The organism is Rhodosalinus sp. 5P4 (assembly GCF_041365695.1).
GTDB lineage: Bacteria > Pseudomonadota > Alphaproteobacteria > Rhodobacterales > Rhodobacteraceae > Rhodosalinus.
The window spans coordinates 322,181-339,288 of the sequence record NZ_JBGFSJ010000005.1 but is presented as its reverse complement, the minus strand read 5'-3'; the positions used below and the strand labels follow the sequence as shown (position 1 = coordinate 339,288).

The following is a 17,108-nucleotide window of genomic DNA, read 5'->3' as shown; positions in this document are numbered from 1 at the left end:
CTCCCGGGGGGAGTCCCGCAGGGACGGGGGGCGGGCCGCCCCCCGGCGGCGCGCGAGATCAGAAATCCAGGTCGGCGTAATGCGCCGGCTGGGGGAACCCGGGCACCTGGTCGGCGAGGATGCCGCGAAAGGCCGGGCGCGACTTGATCTTGGCATACCAGTCCTTGACCGTCTCGGATCGGTTCCAGTCCACGTCCGAAATGTAGTCCAGCGCGGAGAGATGCGACGCCGCCGCGAAATCCGCCAGCGTCATCACGTCACCGGCGAGCCAGCGGCGGTGATCGAGAAGCCACGCCATGTAGTCGAGATGGTACTTGATCCTCTGCGCTCCGCTCTTGACGTTTCGGCTGTCGGGGTATCCCTGCCCCATCACCTTCTTGTTGACCCGCTCGTAAAGCAGTTTCGACGTCACCTCGGCGTGGAACTTGTCGTCGAACCAGCCCACGAGGCGGCGCACCTCGTAGCGGGCCTCGGGGGTGCGTGGCATGAGCGGCGGCTCGGGGCGCGTTTCATCCAGGTACTCGCAGATCGCCATGCTTTCCGAAAGCGTCCTGCCGTCGATCTTCAGCACCGGGACCTTGCCCGCCGGGTTCCGCCGCAGGAAGTCGGGCGACTGCTCCCAGTAGCGTTCTTCCACGAGTTCGCACTCGATCCGCTTCTCCGCGAGGCACAGGCGCACCTTGCGGCAGAAAGGCGAGAGTGGCACGTGGTAGAGGCGGGCCATCGGCCGGGCTCCGGGCGCTGGTTGCAGGCGTTGCCCCTGCATGCCCGGTCGGACGGCGCTTTTCAACTCTCGAAGCAGGCGGCGCGCCCGTCGGCGCGGATGGTTTCGGCCCCGTCGCGGATCGCGCGCGCGCGTCGCTGCACGAAGTCGGAGGGCTGCGCCGCCGAGCGCGTCTTGGGCGACGGCAGCACGGCGGCCAGAAGCGCGGCCTGACGGGGATCGAGGTCGGCGGCGGAGACCCCGAAATGGTGGCGCGCGGCCGCCTCCACGCCGAAGACGCCCTCGGCGAACTCGGCCACGTTGAGGTAGACCTCGAGGATGCGCCGCTTGGGCCAGGCCGCCTCCACGACGGGCGTGAGCGCTGTTTCCAGCGCCTTTCTCAGCCAGTTCCGCCCATGCCACAGGTAGACGTTCTTGACCGTCTGCTGCGAGATCGTCGATGCGCCGCGGCGCGAGCCGTCGGCGATCGCGACACGGATCGCGTCGAGGTCGAACCCCCAGTGAAGGCAGAAATTCGCGTCCTCCGCCGCCACCGCCGCGCGCGCCATCGCGGGCGCGATCCGGTCCATGGGCACCCAGTCCCGCGCCACGCCGCCGAGGCGATACGCCTCGGCGGCCATGTAGGGCGTCACCGGGGGATTCACGATGCGCCCGGCCAGCACCGCCAGCAGAACGAGGGCGAGCCCCCACAGCACCGCGCGCCGCAAAAGGCGCACGACGCGCGTCGCGACGGATCGGCGCGGGGGCGTTCCGGCGGTTTTCTTGTGGGGGCTCTGGGATGAACGGCGCTTTTGGGGCATGTCGCAGCCTTACATCACAAAGGCACCATGCGCTGCCAGCGCTCAGGCGCGGACGCGCGTCGCCGCGGGCTGGCGAGGCAACGGCCGCGCGGCCACGGCTGTGCCGCGCCAGCCCGCGCGGGAAATTCCGTGGAAGCGGCACTTAGACGGAATGCCGAGGCGGTCGGTCCCGCCGCCCCCGTGCCGGTTCACCGGCGCCCGGCGAGCAGGTTTCACCGGCGCACCGGCAGGCGGCGGGCTCGCGGGACCGAAGGTGAAGACCGGGTGGTCGCAGGTCGTGGGCATGGCTGACCGGAGTGGTTCGCCGCTTCGAAACGGCCAGTTTTCTGGATAACAGGCAATCCTTACAGAGTCCTGCCGGGATCGGCGCGACCACGGGATCTGCCGCGATGCCGGGCGCGGACCCGCCCCATGGCGGGGGCCCGCGTCCGCGAAGCTCGCGCCGAACCGACGGGCGCCTGCCCGCCCCCCGCAGCGGTTTCGCCGCCGCCGGGGGCCCGCGGGCGGGTCTATTCGGCGGGCACCGCCTCGCTCTCGATCCCGATCGGGTGCGACAGCTTGCCGAGCATCTCCTTCGGACAGACCTGCAGGAAGTTCCCGAGCTCGATCTCCCAGTTCTGGAGGATGTCGGCGCCGCGGCGCGAGCGGGTCTCGGCGACGTGGCGCTCCACGAGGTCCTTCAGCTCCGCCTCCCAGTGCGAGACCGAGACCGGGCAGACCACGAGCGTTTCCATGTTGATGAGCTGTTGCGCCAGTCCTTCGGGGTCGTGGATGTAGGCCATGCCCCCGGTCATTCCGGCGCCGAAATTGGCCCCGATGCGCCCGAGGATCACCGCGACCCCGCCGGTCATGTACTCGCACCCGTTGGAGCCACAGCCCTCCACCACGACATGGGCGCCCGAGTTGCGGACGGCGAAACGCTCGCCCGCCCGGCCGGCGGCGAAGAGGTAGCCCGCGGTCGCACCGTAAAGCACCGTGTTCCCGATGATGGTGTTCTCCCCCGCCTCGAGCGGCGAGGCCATCGGCGGGCGCACGGAGATCAGACCGCCCGAAAGGCCCTTGCCGACATAGTCGTTCGCGTCGCCCGCCACCTCGATCTTGAGGCCCGGCGCCGCGAAGGCGCCCAGCGACTGCCCCGCACTGCCCTTGAGTTTCACCGTCAGGTGGTCGGGCTGGAGCGCGTTGCGCATCCCGAACCGGCGCACGATGTGGCTGGAGGTGCGGGTGCCCACGGTCCGGTGGGTATTCTGTACCGCGTAGGACAGCTGCATCTTCTCTCCGTCCTCGAGGAAGCGCGCAGCGTCGCGGACGATCTCGGCGTCGAGCGTGTCCGGGACCGTCTGGCGGGGCTTGTCGCGGTCGTAGGTGATGCGCTCGGCCCCGTCGACGGTGATGAGAAGCGGGTTGAGGTCGAGATCGTCGAGATGCGCGGCGCCCCGGCTGACCTGGGTCAACAGGTCCGCGCGGCCGATCACCTCGTCGAGCGACCGCGCGCCGATGGAGGCCAGCACCTCGCGCACCTCCTGCGCGTAGAAGGTGATGAGGTTCACCACCTTGTCCGCGTTGCCGGTGAACTTCTCGCGCAGCTTGGGATCCTGCGTGCACACGCCCACGGGACAGGTGTTCGACTGGCACTGCCGCACCATGATGCAGCCCATCGCGATCAGCGCGGCGGTGCCGATGCCGTATTCCTCGGCCCCCATCATCGCGGCCATGACGATGTCGCGGCCCGTCCGCAGGCCGCCATCGGTGCGCAGCGTGACCCGCTCGCGCAGGTTGTTCATCGAGAGCACCTGGTGCGCCTCGGTCAGCCCCATCTCCCAGGGCAGACCGGCGTACTTGATCGACGTGGCCGGCGATGCGCCCGTGCCGCCATTGTGGCCCGAGATGAGGATCACATCGGCCTTGGCCTTCGCCACGCCCGCCGCGATGGTGCCGACGCCGGAGGAGGCCACCAGCTTCACCGTGACCTTGGCGCGCGGGTTGATCTGCTTCAGGTCGTAGATGAGCTGGGCGAGATCCTCGATCGAGTAGATGTCGTGATGCGGCGGGGGCGAGATCAGGGTCACGCCCGGCGTGGAATGGCGAAGCCGCGCGATGAGCTCCGTCACCTTCATGCCGGGAAGCTGGCCGCCCTCGCCGGGCTTGGCACCCTGGGCGACCTTGATCTCCAGCTCCTCGCAGTGGTTGAGGTATTCGGCCGTCACGCCGAAGCGGCCCGAGGCCACCTGCTTGATCTTGGCCGACGGGTTGTCGCCATTGGGCTCGGGCACGAAATGCGCCGGATCCTCGCCGCCCTCGCCCGAGTCGGACTTCGCGCCGATGCGGTTCATGGCGACGTTCAGGGTCTTGTGCGCCTCGGGGCTGAGCGCGCCGAGGCTCATGCCCGGTGTGACGAACCGCTTGCGGATCGAGGTGATGCTCTCCACCTCCTCGAGCGGCACGGGGTTGCCCTTCGGCTTCATGTCGAGAAGATCGCGCAGGTGGATCGGCGGGTTGGCCTGCATCGCCGCCGAGTAGCGCTTCCACATCTCGTAAGAGCCCTGGTTGCAGGCCATCTGCATCAGGTGCATCGACTGCGCCCCCCAGGCATGGGTCTCGCCCGACTTGCGCATCTTGTAGAAGCCGCCGATGGGCAGCACGTCGGCCGACCCCTGCCAGGCGCGGGCATGCACCTCCTCGACCTTCTTCTGGATGCCCGACACGCCGATGCCCGAAATGCGGCTGACGAGGCCGGGGAAATACTCCGCGCACATCGCGCGGCCGAGGCCCACCGCCTCGAAGTTGAGCCCGCCGCGGTAGGACGAGATCACGCTGATGCCCATCTTCGACATGATCTTGAGCAGGCCCTGGTCGATGGCCTTGCGGTAGCGCGCCACCGCCTCGGTGAGCGGCCCGTCGAGCAGCCCGCGCTCGATCCGCTCGGCCAGGCTGTCCTCGGCCAGATAGGCGTTCACCGTGGTGGCGCCCGCCCCGATCAGCACGGCGAAGTAGTGCGGGTCGATGCACTCGGCCGAGCGGACGTTGAGCGAGCAGAAGGTGCGCAGGCCCTGCCGTGTCAGGTGCGAATGCACCGCCGAGGTGGCCAGGATCATCGGCATCGGCACCTTGTCCCCGTCCGACCGGTGATCGGTGAGAACGATGTGGCCCGCGCCCGAGCGCACCGCGTCCTCGGCCTCGGACCGGATACGGGCAAGACCGTCGCGCAGCGCGCCCTCGCGGCTGGCGGCCGGGAAGGTGCAGTCGATCTCCACCATGTCGGCGTTGAACTGGCGCACCATCTCGTCGAACTGCGCGTTGGCCACGAAGGGGCTGTCGAGCACGAAGATCTCGGTCTGCGCCGAGGACTCGTCGAGCACGTTCTTGAGGTTTCCGAAGCGCGTCTTGAGGCTCATCACCCGGTATTCGCGCAAGCTGTCGATGGGCGGGTTCGTCACCTGGCTGAAGTTCTGCCGGAAGTAATGGCTGAGCGGCCGGTACTTCTTCGAAAGCACGGCGGAGGGCGTATCGTCGCCCATCGAGGCCACGGCCTCCTTGCCGTCCTCGGCCATGGGAGCGAGGATCTGTTCGAGTTCCTCGATGGTGTAGCCCGCAGCAATCTGCCGGCGCTTGAGATCGGAGCCGGTGAAGAGCGGCGCCTCGCTGACCTTCGACAGCACCTCGTCGAGCTCGTTGATCTTGCCGACCCATTCGCCGAAGGGCTGGGCCTCGCTCAGACGGTCCTTGATCTCGGTGTCGTGGTAGAGCTTGCCCTCCGCCATGTCGACGGCAAGCATCTGGCCCGGGCCGAGGGCGCCCTTCTCGCGGATGGTGCCCTCGTCCACGTGCACCATCCCTGCCTCGGACCCGGCGATCACCATTCCGTCGCCGGTGACGACGTAGCGCATCGGGCGCAACCCGTTGCGGTCCATCCCCGCGCAGACCCAGCGCCCGTCGGTCATGGCGAGCGCCGCCGGACCGTCCCACGGCTCCATCACCGCGTTGCAATAGGCGTACATGTCGCGCCAGGCCTGCGGCAGTTCCACCCGCGCCTGCGACCAGCTTTCGGGAATGAGCATCGTCTTGGCCATGGGCGCGTTGCGGCCCGCGCGCACCAGCACCTCGAACACGGCGTCGAGCGCCGCCGAATCCGACGAGCCCTGCGCCACGATGGGCTTGATGTCCTCGGCCATGTCCCCGAACGTGTTCGAGGCCATGCGGATCTCGTGGCTCTTCATCCAGTTGATGTTGCCCTTGAGCGTGTTGATCTCGCCGTTGTGGGCGAGCATCCGGAAGGGCTGCGCCAGCCACCATTGCGGGAAGGTGTTGGTGGAGTAGCGCTGGTGATAGATGGCGAAGGCCGACTTGAAGCGCTCGTCCTGGAGGTCGGGGTAGAACTCGCTCACCTGCTCGGCCAGCATCATGCCCTTGTAGATGATCGACCGGCACGAGAGCGACGCGATGTAGAGGCCCGGCACCTGCGCGGCGGCGGCGGCCTTCTCGATCCGGCGGCGGATGACGTAGAGTTCGCGCTCGAAGGTCTCCTCGTCGATGCCTTTCGCGTTGGAGATGATGATCTGCTCGATCTCGGGCCGCGTCGCGTTCGCCTTCTCGCCAAGGCAGTCGATCGCGACCGGAACATGGCGCCAGCCGTAGATGTAGTGGCCCATGCGCAGGACTTCCGTCTCGACGATGGTCCGGCAGGTTTCCTGCGCGCCGAAGTCGGTGCGCGGCAGGAACACCTGGCCCACCGCGATGAGCTGGTCCTCGCGCGGCTCGTGGCCGGTGCGGCGGATCTGGTCGTAGAAGAACGGCACCGGGATCTGCAGATGGATGCCGGCCCCGTCGCCCGTCTTGCCGTCCGCGTCCACCGCGCCGCGGTGCCAGATCGCCTTGAGGGCGTCGATACCCGCGTCCACGACCTTGCGCGAGGGCGTCCCGTCGATCGAGACGACAAGGCCAACGCCGCAGGAGGACCGCTCCTCCTGCGGGTCGTAAAGGCCGTGGTCGGCCAGCCAGCGGCGCTTGTCTTCCTGCTCGGCGGCCCAGTTGGCATCGAAGATGGTCATGGCGTCAGTCCTCTTCCGAGAGGGCGGGCCCGTGCCCGCTGCGATGGTCAGGGACCGGCCCGTCCGGGGCCGGCGCGTCAGGTGGTGCCGGGGCGCGCTACTCTGCCGCCACCGCGGGCTGCGCGGCGAGATCCTCGAGGATCGCCTGGGCGGCGTCGCGGCCGTCGCGGATGGCCCAGACCACGAGCGAGGCGCCGCGCACGATGTCGCCCACGGCGTAGACGCCGGGCAGCGAGGTGCGGCCGGTGGTGAATTCGGCCTTCACCGTGCCCCAGCGCGTGACCTCCAGGCCCTCGACGCCCCAGAGGCGCGGCAGCTCTTCCGGCTCGAAGCCGAGCGCCTTGATCACCATGTCCGCCTCTTCGGTGTAATCCGACCCCTCGATGACCTCGGGCGACTGGCGGCCCGTGGCGTCGGGCGGGCCGAGGCGCATGCGCTGCACCACGACGCCTGTCACCGGGTCGCCGACGAAGCCCTTCGGCGCCGAAAGCCAGACGAATTCCACGCCCTCCTCCTCGGCGTTGGCCACCTCGCGCTGGGAGCCCGGCATGTTCTGCCGGTCCCGGCGGTAGAGGCACTTCACGCTGGTCGCGCCCTGACGCACGGCGGTGCGCACGCAATCCATCGCGGTGTCGCCGCCGCCGATGACGACCACGCGCTTGTCCTTCGCGTCGAGCTCGCCCGATTCGAACTCCGGCACCGCGTCGCCAAAGCTCTTGCGGTTGGACGCGGTGAGAAAATCGATGGCCCGGACGATGCCGTCCGCGCCAGACCCCGGCCCGGTAAGTTCGCGCGACTTGTAGACGCCGGTCGCGACAAGGACGGCGTCGTGCTGGTCGCGGATCTCCTCGAAGGACACGTCCTCGCCGACATTGCAGTTCAGGACGAAGCGGATGCCGCCCTCCTCGAGCTGCGCGTTGCGGCGCATGACCACGTCCTTCTCGAGCTTGAAGCCGGGGATGCCGTAGGTCATCAGCCCGCCCGCGCGGTCATAGCGATCGTAGACCGTCACCTGCACGCCCGCGCGGCGCAGCACGTCCGCGGCGGCGAGCCCGCCGGGACCGGCGCCGATGATGCCCACGCTTTCGGGACGCTCGCGCGCGGGGCGCAGGGGCTGGACCCAGCCTTCCTCCCACGCGGTGTCGGTGATGTATTTCTCGACCGCGCCGATGGTGACCGTGCCGTGTCCCGACTGCTCGATCACGCAGTTGCCTTCGCACAGCCGGTCTTGCGGGCAGATCCGGCCGCAGATCTCGGGAAAGGTGTTCGTGGCCTGGCTGAGGTCATAGGCCTCGCGCAGGCGGCCCTCGGCGGTCAGCATCAGCCAGTCGGGGATGTTGTTGTGCAGCGGGCAGTGCGACTGGCAATAGGGCACGCCGCACTGGCTGCAGCGCCCGGCCTGCTCGCGCGCCTTCTCGGCCGCGTATTCCGCGTAGATCTCGTGAAAGTCGTGGGCGCGGACATTCGCGTCCCGCTTTTCGGGCATGTCCCGTTCGACGCTCACGAATTTGAGCAGGTGCTGCTTCGACATCGCGCGCTCCTCCAAGACTGACGCTGACGCGTGTGCATATATCAGGTTCCGGCGAAAGAAAAGTCACAACTATTGACGCTTATTCAGGCGACATGACCCGCAAAACGGTCCTGAGCGCTGCATTGCGGAAAATTTATGTATCGAACCGGACCCAAATGGACTCTTTCCTTTGCGGCAGCATCACTTATACCGGCCGCAGCATCGCCAAGCCGGACATGCCCATGACCCTGTTGCACCTCTTCATCCTGGCGGTCACGCAAGGCGTCACGGAATTCCTGCCGATTTCCTCTTCGGGTCACCTGATTCTCCTGCCCGCGCTGGCGGGCATCGAAGACCAGGGCCAGGTCGTGGACGTGGCCGTGCATGTCGGCACGCTGGGCGCGGTGATCGTCTATTTCTGGGCCGATGTCCGCGAGGCGCTGGCCGGAATCGGCCGGCTCGTTCGGGGCCGCGCCGACACGCCCGGCGCGCGGCTCGCGCTCCTGCTTCTGATGGCGACGGTCCCGGTCGTGGTGGCGGGCCTCGCCCTCAAGCTCACCGGGCTCGACGACGCCATGCGCTCGGTCGCCGTCATCGGCTGGACGATGCTCGGGTTCGGCGTGGTCCTCTGGGTGGCGGACCGCTTCGGGCCCGCCCGGCTGGAGGCCGCGGACTGGTCCTGGCGTCATGCCTGGATACTCGGGCTCTGGCAGGCGGTGGCGCTCATCCCCGGCACCTCGCGCTCGGGCATCTGTATCACCGGGGCCCGCTTCCTCGGCTATTCGCGCCACGGCGCGGCCAAGATCGCCATGCTCATGTCGATTCCCACCATCGCCGCCTCGGGTGCGCTGCTGGCCGCCGAGGTCGTCGCCACGGCCGACACCGAGGCCGCCCGGAACGGCGCGATCGCAGCGGGTTTCGCCTTCGTCTCGGCGCTGGCGGCGCTGGCGCTGATGATGCGGCTGCTGCGGTCGGTGAGCTTCACGCCCTACGTGATCTACCGCGTGGCGCTCGGTATCGGGCTTCTGGCCTGGGCCTATTCCTGACCCCGGCGCGGGTCAGACCCGCATCGGCATCACGACGTAGATCGCGGAACTGTCGTCGCCCTCGCGCATCAGCGTCGGGTCGCCGGAAGAGTTGAACATGAACACCGCGTTCTCGCGGTCCACCTGGCTCGCGATCTCGAGCAGATACTTGGCGTTGAACCCGATCTCGAGGCGTTCGTCGCCGTAGGCGACCGACAGTTCCTCTTCCGCCGCACCGCTGTCGGGGGCATTCACGGACAGCACCAGCCGATCCTCGTCGAGCTGCAGCTTGACCGCGCGCGAGCGCTCCGAGCTGACCGTGGCCACCCGGTCCACGGCCTGCGCGAACTCCGCGGCGTCGACCTCCAGCCGCCGGGTGTTTCCCTGGGGAATGACGCGGGCATAGTCCGGGAAGGTTCCGTCGATCACCTTCGAGGTCAGCGTGATGTCGGGCGTCGCGAAACGGACCTTCGTCTCGGAGACCGAGACCGCGATCTCGGCGTCGTCGTCGTCCAGCAGCTTGCGCAGTTCGCCCACCGTCTTACGCGGCACGATCACGCCGGGCGTCTCCTCGGCGCCGTCGGGCAGGGGCGCGTCGATCCGGGCCAGCCGGTGACCGTCGGTCGCCACGCAGCGCAGCACCGGCCCGTCCTCGCCCTCGGCCACATGCATGTAGACGCCGTTCAGGTAATAGCGCGTCTCTTCGGTGGAGATCGCGAACTTGGACTTGTCGAAGAGGCGGCGGAGCACCGGAGCGGGCGCGGCGAAATTCGCCGTGTATTCCGACGAGGCCATCACCGGGAAATCCTCTTTCGGCAGGGTGGCGAGCGAGAAGCGCGACCGCCCCGCTTCCACCTCCAGCCGGCCGGACGCGCCGTCGTCGCTCAGCGTGACAAGCGCGCCGTCGGGCAGCTTGCGGACGATTTCATGCAGGGTGACAGCGCTCACGGTCGTCGCGCCGGGCCGCTGCACCTGCGCCGCGGCACGGTCCACGACCTCTATGTCGAGGTCGGTGGCACGGAATTTCGCCTCGTCGCCCTCGGCCTCGATCAGCACGTTGCCGAGAATGGGAATGGTGTTGCGCCGCTCCACCACGGACTGCGCCTGGGAGACGGCCTTGAGAAGCGTGCCGCGCTCGATGCTGATCTTCATGCCCCATCCCTCCGCTCGACCGGGAAGGAAACGCTAGCCATTTCCCGTTCCGGCTCAAGTGCTTTGTGGGGTTCTCCGCCGGATCGAACGACCCGTCAAGGTCGCGGCCCGCGATTGCGCGCGGCCCGTGCCGGAAAAACCAAGGACCGGTCTCAGGCCTCGAGCGACCGGCGCAGGATCTCGAGATCCTCCGAGATCTGCGGGTCGGAGGACTTGAGTTCCTCGATGCGGCGCACGCCGTGCATCACCGTCGTGTGGTCGCGCCCGCCGAAGCGGCGTCCGATGTCCGGCAGCGACCGGCTGGTGAGCTGCTTGGCCAGATACATCGCCACCTGGCGCGGCCGCGCGTAATTGCGCACACGCTTGGGCCCGAGCAGGTCGCTCAGGCGGATGTGGTAATGTTCCGACACCTTGCGCTGGATCTCCTCGATGGTGATCTTCCGCTCGGAGACCCGCAGCACGTCCGCGAGGCTGTCCTGGGTGAGTTCCATGTCGATCGGCCGCCCGACGAGCGAGGCCACCGCGAAGAGGCGGGTCAGCGCCCCCTCGAGAACGCGGACATTGGTCGAGATCCGCAGCGCCAGGAACTCCAGCACGCCGGGCTCGATCTGAAGGCCGGGATACTGGCTGCGCTGCCGTTCCACCTTGGACTGCAGGATGCCGAGGCGCAGTTCGTAATCCGTCGGGTGCAGGTCCACCACGAGGCCGCATTGCAGGCGGCTCTTGATGCGCTCCTCGAGATCCTTGATCTCGCCCGGCGCACGGTCGGCCGAGATGATGATCTGCTTGTTCTGATCGACGAGGGCGTTGAACGTGTGGAAGAATTCCTCCTGCGTGCTGTCCTTGCCGGCGATGAACTGCACGTCGTCCACCATCAGCACGTCGACCGAGCGGAAAATGGACTTGAAGTCCATCATCTTGCGATCGCGCAACGCCTGGATGAAGCGATACATGAACTGTTCGGCCGACAGGTAGAGCACGTTGAGATGCGATTGGCGCTCCTGCAACTCCCAGGCGATCGCGTGCATCAGATGCGTCTTGCCGAGCCCGACGCCGCCGTAAAGGAACAGCGGGTTGAAGGTGACGGGGCCGCCCTCGGCGACGCGGCGCGCGGCGGCATGGGCAAGCTCGTTGGGTTTGCCAACGACGAAGGTCTCGAAACGGAACCGCTCGTCGAGCGGCGCGCCGGGAAGCGTGTCGCTGCTGCCGGAGGTTTCGGGCACGGCCGCCGCGGACGCCGCGTCGCGGGGGCCGTTCGAGGGCGCGGCCGGCCGCTCTGGAGAGGGCGCCACGGTGAAATGCACGCGCCTGACATCGGCGCCGGCGGTCGCGATCTGGTGAAGCAGAACGTCGCCGAAATTCTGCGACACGTAGTTGCCAAGGAAATTCGTCGGCACCTTGAAGGTCGCGACCCCGTCAGAGACGCCGGCGAACTCGAGCGGCTTGATCCAGTTGTGGTAGTTGTTCCTGCCTACCGTCCTCTCGAGTGTTGCCTGTAGCTGTCCCCATTGATCCCGCGTCATTTTTCTCTCTTCCAGCAGCGACTTCATTCCGGACCTCCAAACCGCGCAGACGGTTCAACTCGAACCCGAAACCCGACGACCCCGCGAGCGGACTCCGCCCGGCCAACCCACCAGCCCGGCGATGCCGGGCATTCAGGCGCAACTGGAACGCTCCCCCTCGCGGGCCGAAACGCACGACCGCGGAGTGGGCGCCGGTTGCGCCGTTCATCTTGTGTCGGACTGGCGCGTGAGGCGTCCCCGATGCCCCACGGTCACGGCGATCCTGGCTCTACGGATCGCTCGGCCACACAGGTGGAAACGATCCACGTGTGCGGTGTGACGCCTGTCCCCCCAAGGCGATGACTCGCAGACCGGAAGTTAGCAACTGCGCTTGCAGAGCGGCAACGAAACTTGTCGCTTGACTCGGATCCGCGGGCAAAAGAATCCGGTTCCGCCTCATGCGGCGGCTGCACAACGAAACGGGCCCGGCGAGGTGCCGGGCCCGTAAACTTTACCGTCTGGAAAAGGGGTTAGCCGATCGCTTTCACACGGGCGGACAGGCGCGACATCTTCCGGGCAGCGGTGTTCTTGTGCAACACGCCCTTCGTCACGCCGCGCATCAGTTGCGGCTGGGCGGCGCGAAGTGCGGCGGCCGCGGCATCCTTGTCGCCCGAGGCGATGGCTTCCTCGACCTTGCGCAGGAAGGTGCGGATGCGCGACCGGCGCGCCTTGTTCACGGCGTAGCGACGCTCGTTCTGAAGGGCGCGCTTCTTGGCCTGAGGCGTGTTTGCCATTGTCTTTTCGTCCCATTCGTCTGGGGTGGAATGTCTGAAGCCGCGCTCTTAGACGCGAGTCGCGGGCAAGTCAACCGCCCGGCTCAGCGGTCGCGGAACTGCGCCTCGCGCTTCTCCAGGAAGGCGGTCATGCCCTCCTTCTGGTCTTCGGTGGAGAAGAGCGCGTGGAAGAGGCGCCGCTCGAAGCGCAGCCCCTCGGCGAGCGTGGTTTCCTCGGCCCGGTTCACCGCCTCCTTGACCGCCATCGCGGTCAGGATCGACTTTTCCGCGATCTTGTCGGCGATGCCACGCACCTCTTCCATCAGGCTCTTGGCGGGCACCACGCGGCTGACGAGGCCCGCGCGCTCCGCCTCCTCGGCGTCCATGAAGCGTCCCGTCAGGTGCATGTCCATGGATTTCGACTTGCCGACCGCCCGGGTCAGGCGCTGGGTTCCGCCGAGACCGGCCACCACGCCCAGGTTGATCTCGGGCTGGCCGAACTTCGCCGTGTCAGCGGCAACGATGAAATCGCACATCATCGCAAGCTCGCACCCCCCGCCCAGCGCGTAGCCGGCCACGGCGGCGATGACGGGCTTGCGAACCCGGGTCACCGCGTCGTGCTCCGGAGTGAAGTAGTCCGACATGTACATGTCGACGAAGCTCTTCTCCGACATCTCCCGGATGTCGGCGCCCGCCGCAAAGGCCTTGGAGGAGCCGGTCAGGATGATGCAGCGCACCTTGTCGTTGGCGTCGGCCTCGGCAAGCGCGCGGGACAGTTCGCCCAGCATGTGCGCGTTCAGCGCGTTCAGCGCGTCGGGGCGGTTGAGCTTGATCGTGGCGACGTGGTCTTCGGTCTCGACGATGATCGTCTCATAAGCCATGCAGCCGGCTCCGTTCGTTTCGGTCAGATGCCTGCCTTAGCATTCTGGCACGTCCATTCAAGCTATCTTTGGCAAGAGATGCAGTAGAACGAAGAGCGCCCCGACTGGACCTTGCGGCGCACCGTTCCGGTGCAGCCGGGCCGCCGGCAGGGCGCGCCCTCCCGGCCATAGACGTCGAAGGCGTGCTGGAAATACCCGAGTTCGCCGTCCGCGCGGCGATAGTCGCGCAGGCTGGAGCCACCGGCCTCGATCGCGTCGGCGAGCACCGCCCGGATCGCCGGCACGAGCGCCGCGGCGCGCCGCGAGGACAGGCGCCCGGCCTTGCGCAGGGGCGAGACGCCGGCGCGAAAGAGCGCCTCGCAGACATAGATGTTGCCGAGCCCCGCGACGAGCCTCTGGTCGAGAAGCGCCGCCTTCACGGGCGTGTCCCGCCCGGCGAGGCGCGCCACCAGATAGTCCTCGTCGAACCCGTTGCCGAGCGGCTCGGGTCCCAGCCCTGCAAGCAGGCGGTGCGTTTGCCGCCGTTCCGTCGCCACCAGGTCCATCGCGCCGAAGCGCCTCGGGTCGTTGAAGGTGACGCGGGCGCCCCCCTCGAGGTCGATCACCACGTGATCGTGCTTCTCCGGTGCGGGATGGTCGTGCACGAAGCGTCCCAGCGCATCGCCGGAGACGAGCAGGCGACCCGACATGCCGAGATGGATGATCCAGGTCTCGCCCGTGTCGAGATCGGCGAGCAGGTACTTCGACCGCCGCCCGAGGCGCAGGACCCGCGCCCCGGCCAGCCGCTCGGCCATGCGCTCGGGCAACGGCCAGCGCAGATCGGGCCGGTTGACCGCTGCGCGCAGGATCCGCGCGCCCTCCATCACGGGCGAAAGGCCGCGACGAACTGTCTCGACTTCGGGCAATTCCGGCATGCGCGCTCCTTCCCGCGGCCGGCGCGGATTGCAGCGCCCCGCAAGCGCCCTATAAGAAGGCTCTGCACGGCAGACGGCAAGGCTCATGAGCGACGACGCGACAGACGCCCGCAGGGGCACGACGCATTTCGGGTACGAAACCGTGCCCGAGACCGAAAAGGCGGGACGCGTCAAGGGCGTGTTCACCTCGGTTGCCAGCCGCTACGACGTGATGAACGACCTGATGTCGGCGGGCGTTCACAGGCTCTGGAAGGACGCGATGATGGACTGGCTGGCGCCCCGGCCCGGCCAGCGGCTTCTCGACGTGGCCGGAGGCACCGGCGACATCGCCTTCCGCTTCCTTCGCCGCGCCGGCGCGGGGCACGCCACCGTGCTCGATCTGACCGAATCCATGCTCATCGCGGGGCGCAAGCGAGCCGAGGCCGAGCGCATGGCGGATCAGCTCGCCTGGATCGTGGGCGACGCGATGGCGCTGCCGTTTCCGGACGCAAGCTTCGATGTCTACACGATCAGCTTCGGCATCCGGAACGTCACGCGGCCCGAGGCCGCCCTCGCCGAGGCGTTCCGCGTGCTCCGGCCGGGCGGCCGCCTCATGGTGCTCGAGTTCTCGCAGATCCCGACGCCGGCCCTGCAATGGGCCTATGACCGCTATTCCTTCAACGTGATCCCCGCCATGGGCCAGGTCGTGGCGCAGGACCGCGCGAGCTACCAGTATCTGGTGGAATCGATCCGTCGTTTCCCCGACCAGGAGACGTTTCTCGGCATGATCCGCGACGCGGGCTTCGAGCAGGCCCGCTACCGCAACCTGACCATGGGCGTCGCCGCGCTCCACTCTGGCTGGAAGCTCTGACCCTTGCGAGGACCGCACAACATCTGGCGGCTGATCCGCACCGGCGCCACGCTGGAACGCACCGGCGCGATGCGCGTGGTGCTCGACGCCTTCGACGCGCCGCCCTCGCTGCGGGCCGCCGCGCGGGCGCTGGGCTGGCCGTTCAAATGGCTGGGATATAAGGGCGATCCCGCCATGCCGCCCGCCACACGTGCGCTCACCGCGCTGGGCCCGGCCTACATCAAGTTCGGGCAGGTCCTCTCGACCCGGCCGGACGTGGTGGGCGACGAGCTCGCCGACCAGCTGCGCGTTCTTCAGGACAAGCTTCCGCCCTTCCCGATCGAGGTGGCCAAGGCGACGCTCGCGCGCGAGCTGGGCGTCGATCCCGATGGCGTCTTCATGGACTTCAGCCCGCCCGTCGCCGCGGCCTCCATCGCGCAGGTCCACAAGGCACGGCTGGCCGTCAACGGCGAGGCGGTAGCCGTCAAGGTGCTGCGTCCCCGGATCGAGAGCGCGTTTCGCAGGGACATCGACGCCTTCTACCTCGCCGCGCGGATGATCGAGATCCTGTCGCCGTCCTCGCGCCGGCTTCGGCCGATGGACGTGATCGCCCATTTCGAGGGCGTGGTGAAAGGCGAGCTCGACCTGCGCCTGGAAAGCTCCGCCGCGTCCGAGTTCACCGACAACACGCGCGGCGACAAGGGTTTCCGCACGCCCAAGGTGGTCTGGCCGCTTTCGGCCAAGCGCGTGATGACGCTTGGCTGGGCCGAAGGCATTCCGATGGGCGACAACGCCGCGCTCGACGCGGCGGGACATGACCGAAAGGCGCTTTCGGAACGCGTGTTGCAGCTTTTCCTGCTCCACGCGCTGCGCGACGGCTACTTCCACGGCGACATGCACCAGGGCAATCTCAAGGTCGCGCCGAACGGCGATATCATCGCCTATGATTTCGGGATCATGGGGCAGATCGACGAGTACACGCGCCGAGTCTATGCCGAGATCCTCTTCGGTTTCATCCGACGCGACTACAAGCGCGTCGCGGAGGTCCATTTCGAGGCCGGCTACGTTCCCGCGGACCGCGACGTGGACGAGTTTGCCAGGGCGCTGCGCTCGGTCGGCGAGCCGATCTTCGGCATGGACGCCACCCGGATCTCCATGGGCCGGCTGCTGAATTACCTCTTCGAGGTGACGGAGCGCTTCGGCATGGAAACCCGGACCGAACTGCTGCTTCTGCAGCGCACGATGGTGGTGGTGGAAGGTGTCGCACGCTCGCTCAATCCGCAGATGAACATCTGGGAGGTCGCGCAGCCGGTGGTCGAGGATTACATCAAGAACAGCATCGGACCGCGCGCCGTGGCATCGGATCTCGCGCGGACGGCGAAGGTTCTGACACGCTTCGGTCCACGCCTGCCCGGTCTCGTGGAAGCGGCGCTGATCCGGCAGGCCAGCCCGCCGCCGCCCCGGCCACGCGCGCCCTGGATCCGGCCCGCGCTTTGGGCCGCCTTCGGAGGCGCCCTGGGCGCAAGCCTGGCAGTGGGTGCCGGATCGCTTTTCTGAGGGCGCCGTCGTGTTCGGTCGGCCGGAGTCTTGCGCCAGGTGACCTGCCGGGGCCGTCCGATGAGCCGCCGCGGTCACCTCCCGGGAAGGTGCTGCGTCCGGCATCGTGGCCAGCCGACACCGCGAGGCGAATGAGGAAGTTCGCCCCAGGCGACCGAAGCGGCGCCGAGACTTCGCGCAAGCGGCCCTTCGCCGAAAAAGGCATCGACGTCCCGTTCCGGGGTCGAGACCCGCGCGGCGTGGACCGCCGCAGCTGGAATCGCGCCCGCGCGCGAGGCGGCGGAGATCGGAAGCGATGCCCTGTCTCGCCACACTAAAGGGATCGCGCCGCGTCCTTCATCGCCGCTCCAATCATCCGCTGCGTTCGGTTCCGCATGTCGGGCAGGGGATCAT

General features: G+C 68.0%; 12 protein-coding genes. 3 read left to right on the top strand and 9 right to left on the bottom strand.

Translation table 11 applies throughout. The annotated features are described in order from the left end of the window. Positions 1-58: 58 nt before the first annotated feature. The 4 genes from AB6A69_RS12030 to AB6A69_RS12015 all read right to left on the bottom strand — a co-directional run bounded on the left by AB6A69_RS12030 (position 59) and on the right by AB6A69_RS12015 (position 8,103). The gene (locus AB6A69_RS12030) at positions 59-724 is read right to left on the bottom strand and encodes a glutathione S-transferase family protein (RefSeq protein WP_371038882.1); all 666 of its coding nucleotides are present in this window, start codon (positions 722-724) and stop codon (positions 59-61) included. 62 nt (positions 725-786) lie between these two features. Continuing rightward, a complete protein-coding gene (gene mtgA / locus AB6A69_RS12025) occupies positions 787-1,524 on the bottom strand; it encodes a monofunctional biosynthetic peptidoglycan transglycosylase (protein WP_371060941.1) in 738 nt (245 codons plus the stop codon). A gap of 509 nt (positions 1,525-2,033) precedes the next feature. Beyond that, on the bottom strand, positions 2,034-6,572 hold the full coding sequence (gltB, locus tag AB6A69_RS12020) for a glutamate synthase large subunit (RefSeq protein WP_371060940.1): 4,539 nt from the start codon (positions 6,570-6,572) through the stop codon (positions 2,034-2,036). A 97-nt stretch (positions 6,573-6,669) separates the two neighbouring features. Beyond that, positions 6,670-8,103 carry an NAD(P)-dependent oxidoreductase gene (locus AB6A69_RS12015; protein WP_371060939.1) on the bottom strand — a complete coding sequence of 478 codons (1,434 nt, stop codon included), beginning with the start codon at positions 8,101-8,103 and terminating at the stop codon, positions 6,670-6,672. A gap of 221 nt (positions 8,104-8,324) precedes the next feature. On the opposite strand from AB6A69_RS12015, the gene AB6A69_RS12010 reads away from it, so the two are divergent. Continuing rightward, on the top strand, positions 8,325-9,128 hold the full coding sequence (locus AB6A69_RS12010; protein ID WP_371060991.1) for an undecaprenyl-diphosphate phosphatase: 804 nt from the start codon (positions 8,325-8,327) through the stop codon (positions 9,126-9,128). Positions 9,129-9,140: 12 nt separating this feature from the next. Here AB6A69_RS12010 and dnaN read toward each other — a convergent pair whose 3' ends face one another. From dnaN to mutM, 5 genes are all read right to left on the bottom strand, one after another. Continuing rightward, positions 9,141-10,259, bottom strand: a complete 1,119-nt coding sequence (gene dnaN, locus AB6A69_RS12005) for a DNA polymerase III subunit beta (protein ID WP_371055930.1) — start codon at positions 10,257-10,259, stop codon at positions 9,141-9,143. Between the two features lie 152 nt (positions 10,260-10,411). Continuing rightward, a complete protein-coding gene (gene dnaA / locus AB6A69_RS12000; RefSeq protein WP_371060938.1) occupies positions 10,412-11,782 on the bottom strand; it encodes a chromosomal replication initiator protein DnaA in 1,371 nt (456 codons plus the stop codon). Positions 11,783-12,291: 509 nt separating this feature from the next. After that, positions 12,292-12,555 (bottom strand): 30S ribosomal protein S20, encoded by a 264-nt coding sequence (gene rpsT, locus AB6A69_RS11995; protein ID WP_371055928.1) that lies wholly within the window; start codon positions 12,553-12,555, stop codon positions 12,292-12,294. Positions 12,556-12,638: 83 nt separating this feature from the next. Next, positions 12,639-13,415, bottom strand: coding sequence for an enoyl-CoA hydratase (locus AB6A69_RS11990; protein WP_371055927.1), 777 nt, complete (start codon positions 13,413-13,415; stop codon positions 12,639-12,641). Between the two features lie 62 nt (positions 13,416-13,477). Further along, positions 13,478-14,329, bottom strand: a complete 852-nt coding sequence (gene mutM, locus AB6A69_RS11985) for a bifunctional DNA-formamidopyrimidine glycosylase/DNA-(apurinic or apyrimidinic site) lyase (protein WP_371060937.1) — start codon at positions 14,327-14,329, stop codon at positions 13,478-13,480. Between the two features lie 85 nt (positions 14,330-14,414). Between mutM and ubiE the strand changes: the two genes are divergently transcribed. Both ubiE and ubiB read left to right on the top strand, forming a co-directional pair. Next, complete coding sequence (ubiE, locus tag AB6A69_RS11980) at positions 14,415-15,179, top strand: bifunctional demethylmenaquinone methyltransferase/2-methoxy-6-polyprenyl-1,4-benzoquinol methylase UbiE (RefSeq protein ID WP_371060936.1); 765 nt, start codon at positions 14,415-14,417, stop codon at positions 15,177-15,179. Positions 15,180-15,182: 3 nt separating this feature from the next. Continuing rightward, a complete protein-coding gene (ubiB, locus tag AB6A69_RS11975) occupies positions 15,183-16,715 on the top strand; it encodes a 2-polyprenylphenol 6-hydroxylase (protein ID WP_371060935.1) in 1,533 nt (510 codons plus the stop codon). Positions 16,716-17,108 lie beyond the last annotated feature (393 nt).

Bases quoted from the DNA above. Each gene is read 5' to 3' on its own strand.
- AB6A69_RS12030 (WP_371038882.1), bottom strand. From the start codon at position 724: ATGGCCCGCCTCTACCACGTGCCACTCTCGCCTTTCTGCCGCAAGGTG.
- mtgA (WP_371060941.1), bottom strand. From the start codon at position 1,524: ATGCCCCAAAAGCGCCGTTCATCCCAGAGCCCCCACAAGAAAACCGCC.
- gltB (WP_371060940.1), bottom strand. From the start codon at position 6,572: ATGACCATCTTCGATGCCAACTGGGCCGCCGAGCAGGAAGACAAGCGC.
- AB6A69_RS12015 (WP_371060939.1), bottom strand. From the start codon at position 8,103: ATGTCGAAGCAGCACCTGCTCAAATTCGTGAGCGTCGAACGGGACATG.
- AB6A69_RS12010 (WP_371060991.1), top strand. From the start codon at position 8,325: ATGACCCTGTTGCACCTCTTCATCCTGGCGGTCACGCAAGGCGTCACG.
- dnaN (WP_371055930.1), bottom strand. From the start codon at position 10,259: ATGAAGATCAGCATCGAGCGCGGCACGCTTCTCAAGGCCGTCTCCCAG.
- dnaA (WP_371060938.1), bottom strand. From the start codon at position 11,782: ATGACGCGGGATCAATGGGGACAGCTACAGGCAACACTCGAGAGGACG.
- rpsT (WP_371055928.1), bottom strand. From the start codon at position 12,555: ATGGCAAACACGCCTCAGGCCAAGAAGCGCGCCCTTCAGAACGAGCGT.
- AB6A69_RS11990 (WP_371055927.1), bottom strand. From the start codon at position 13,415: ATGGCTTATGAGACGATCATCGTCGAGACCGAAGACCACGTCGCCACG.
- mutM (WP_371060937.1), bottom strand. From the start codon at position 14,329: ATGCCGGAATTGCCCGAAGTCGAGACAGTTCGTCGCGGCCTTTCGCCC.
- ubiE (WP_371060936.1), top strand. From the start codon at position 14,415: ATGAGCGACGACGCGACAGACGCCCGCAGGGGCACGACGCATTTCGGG.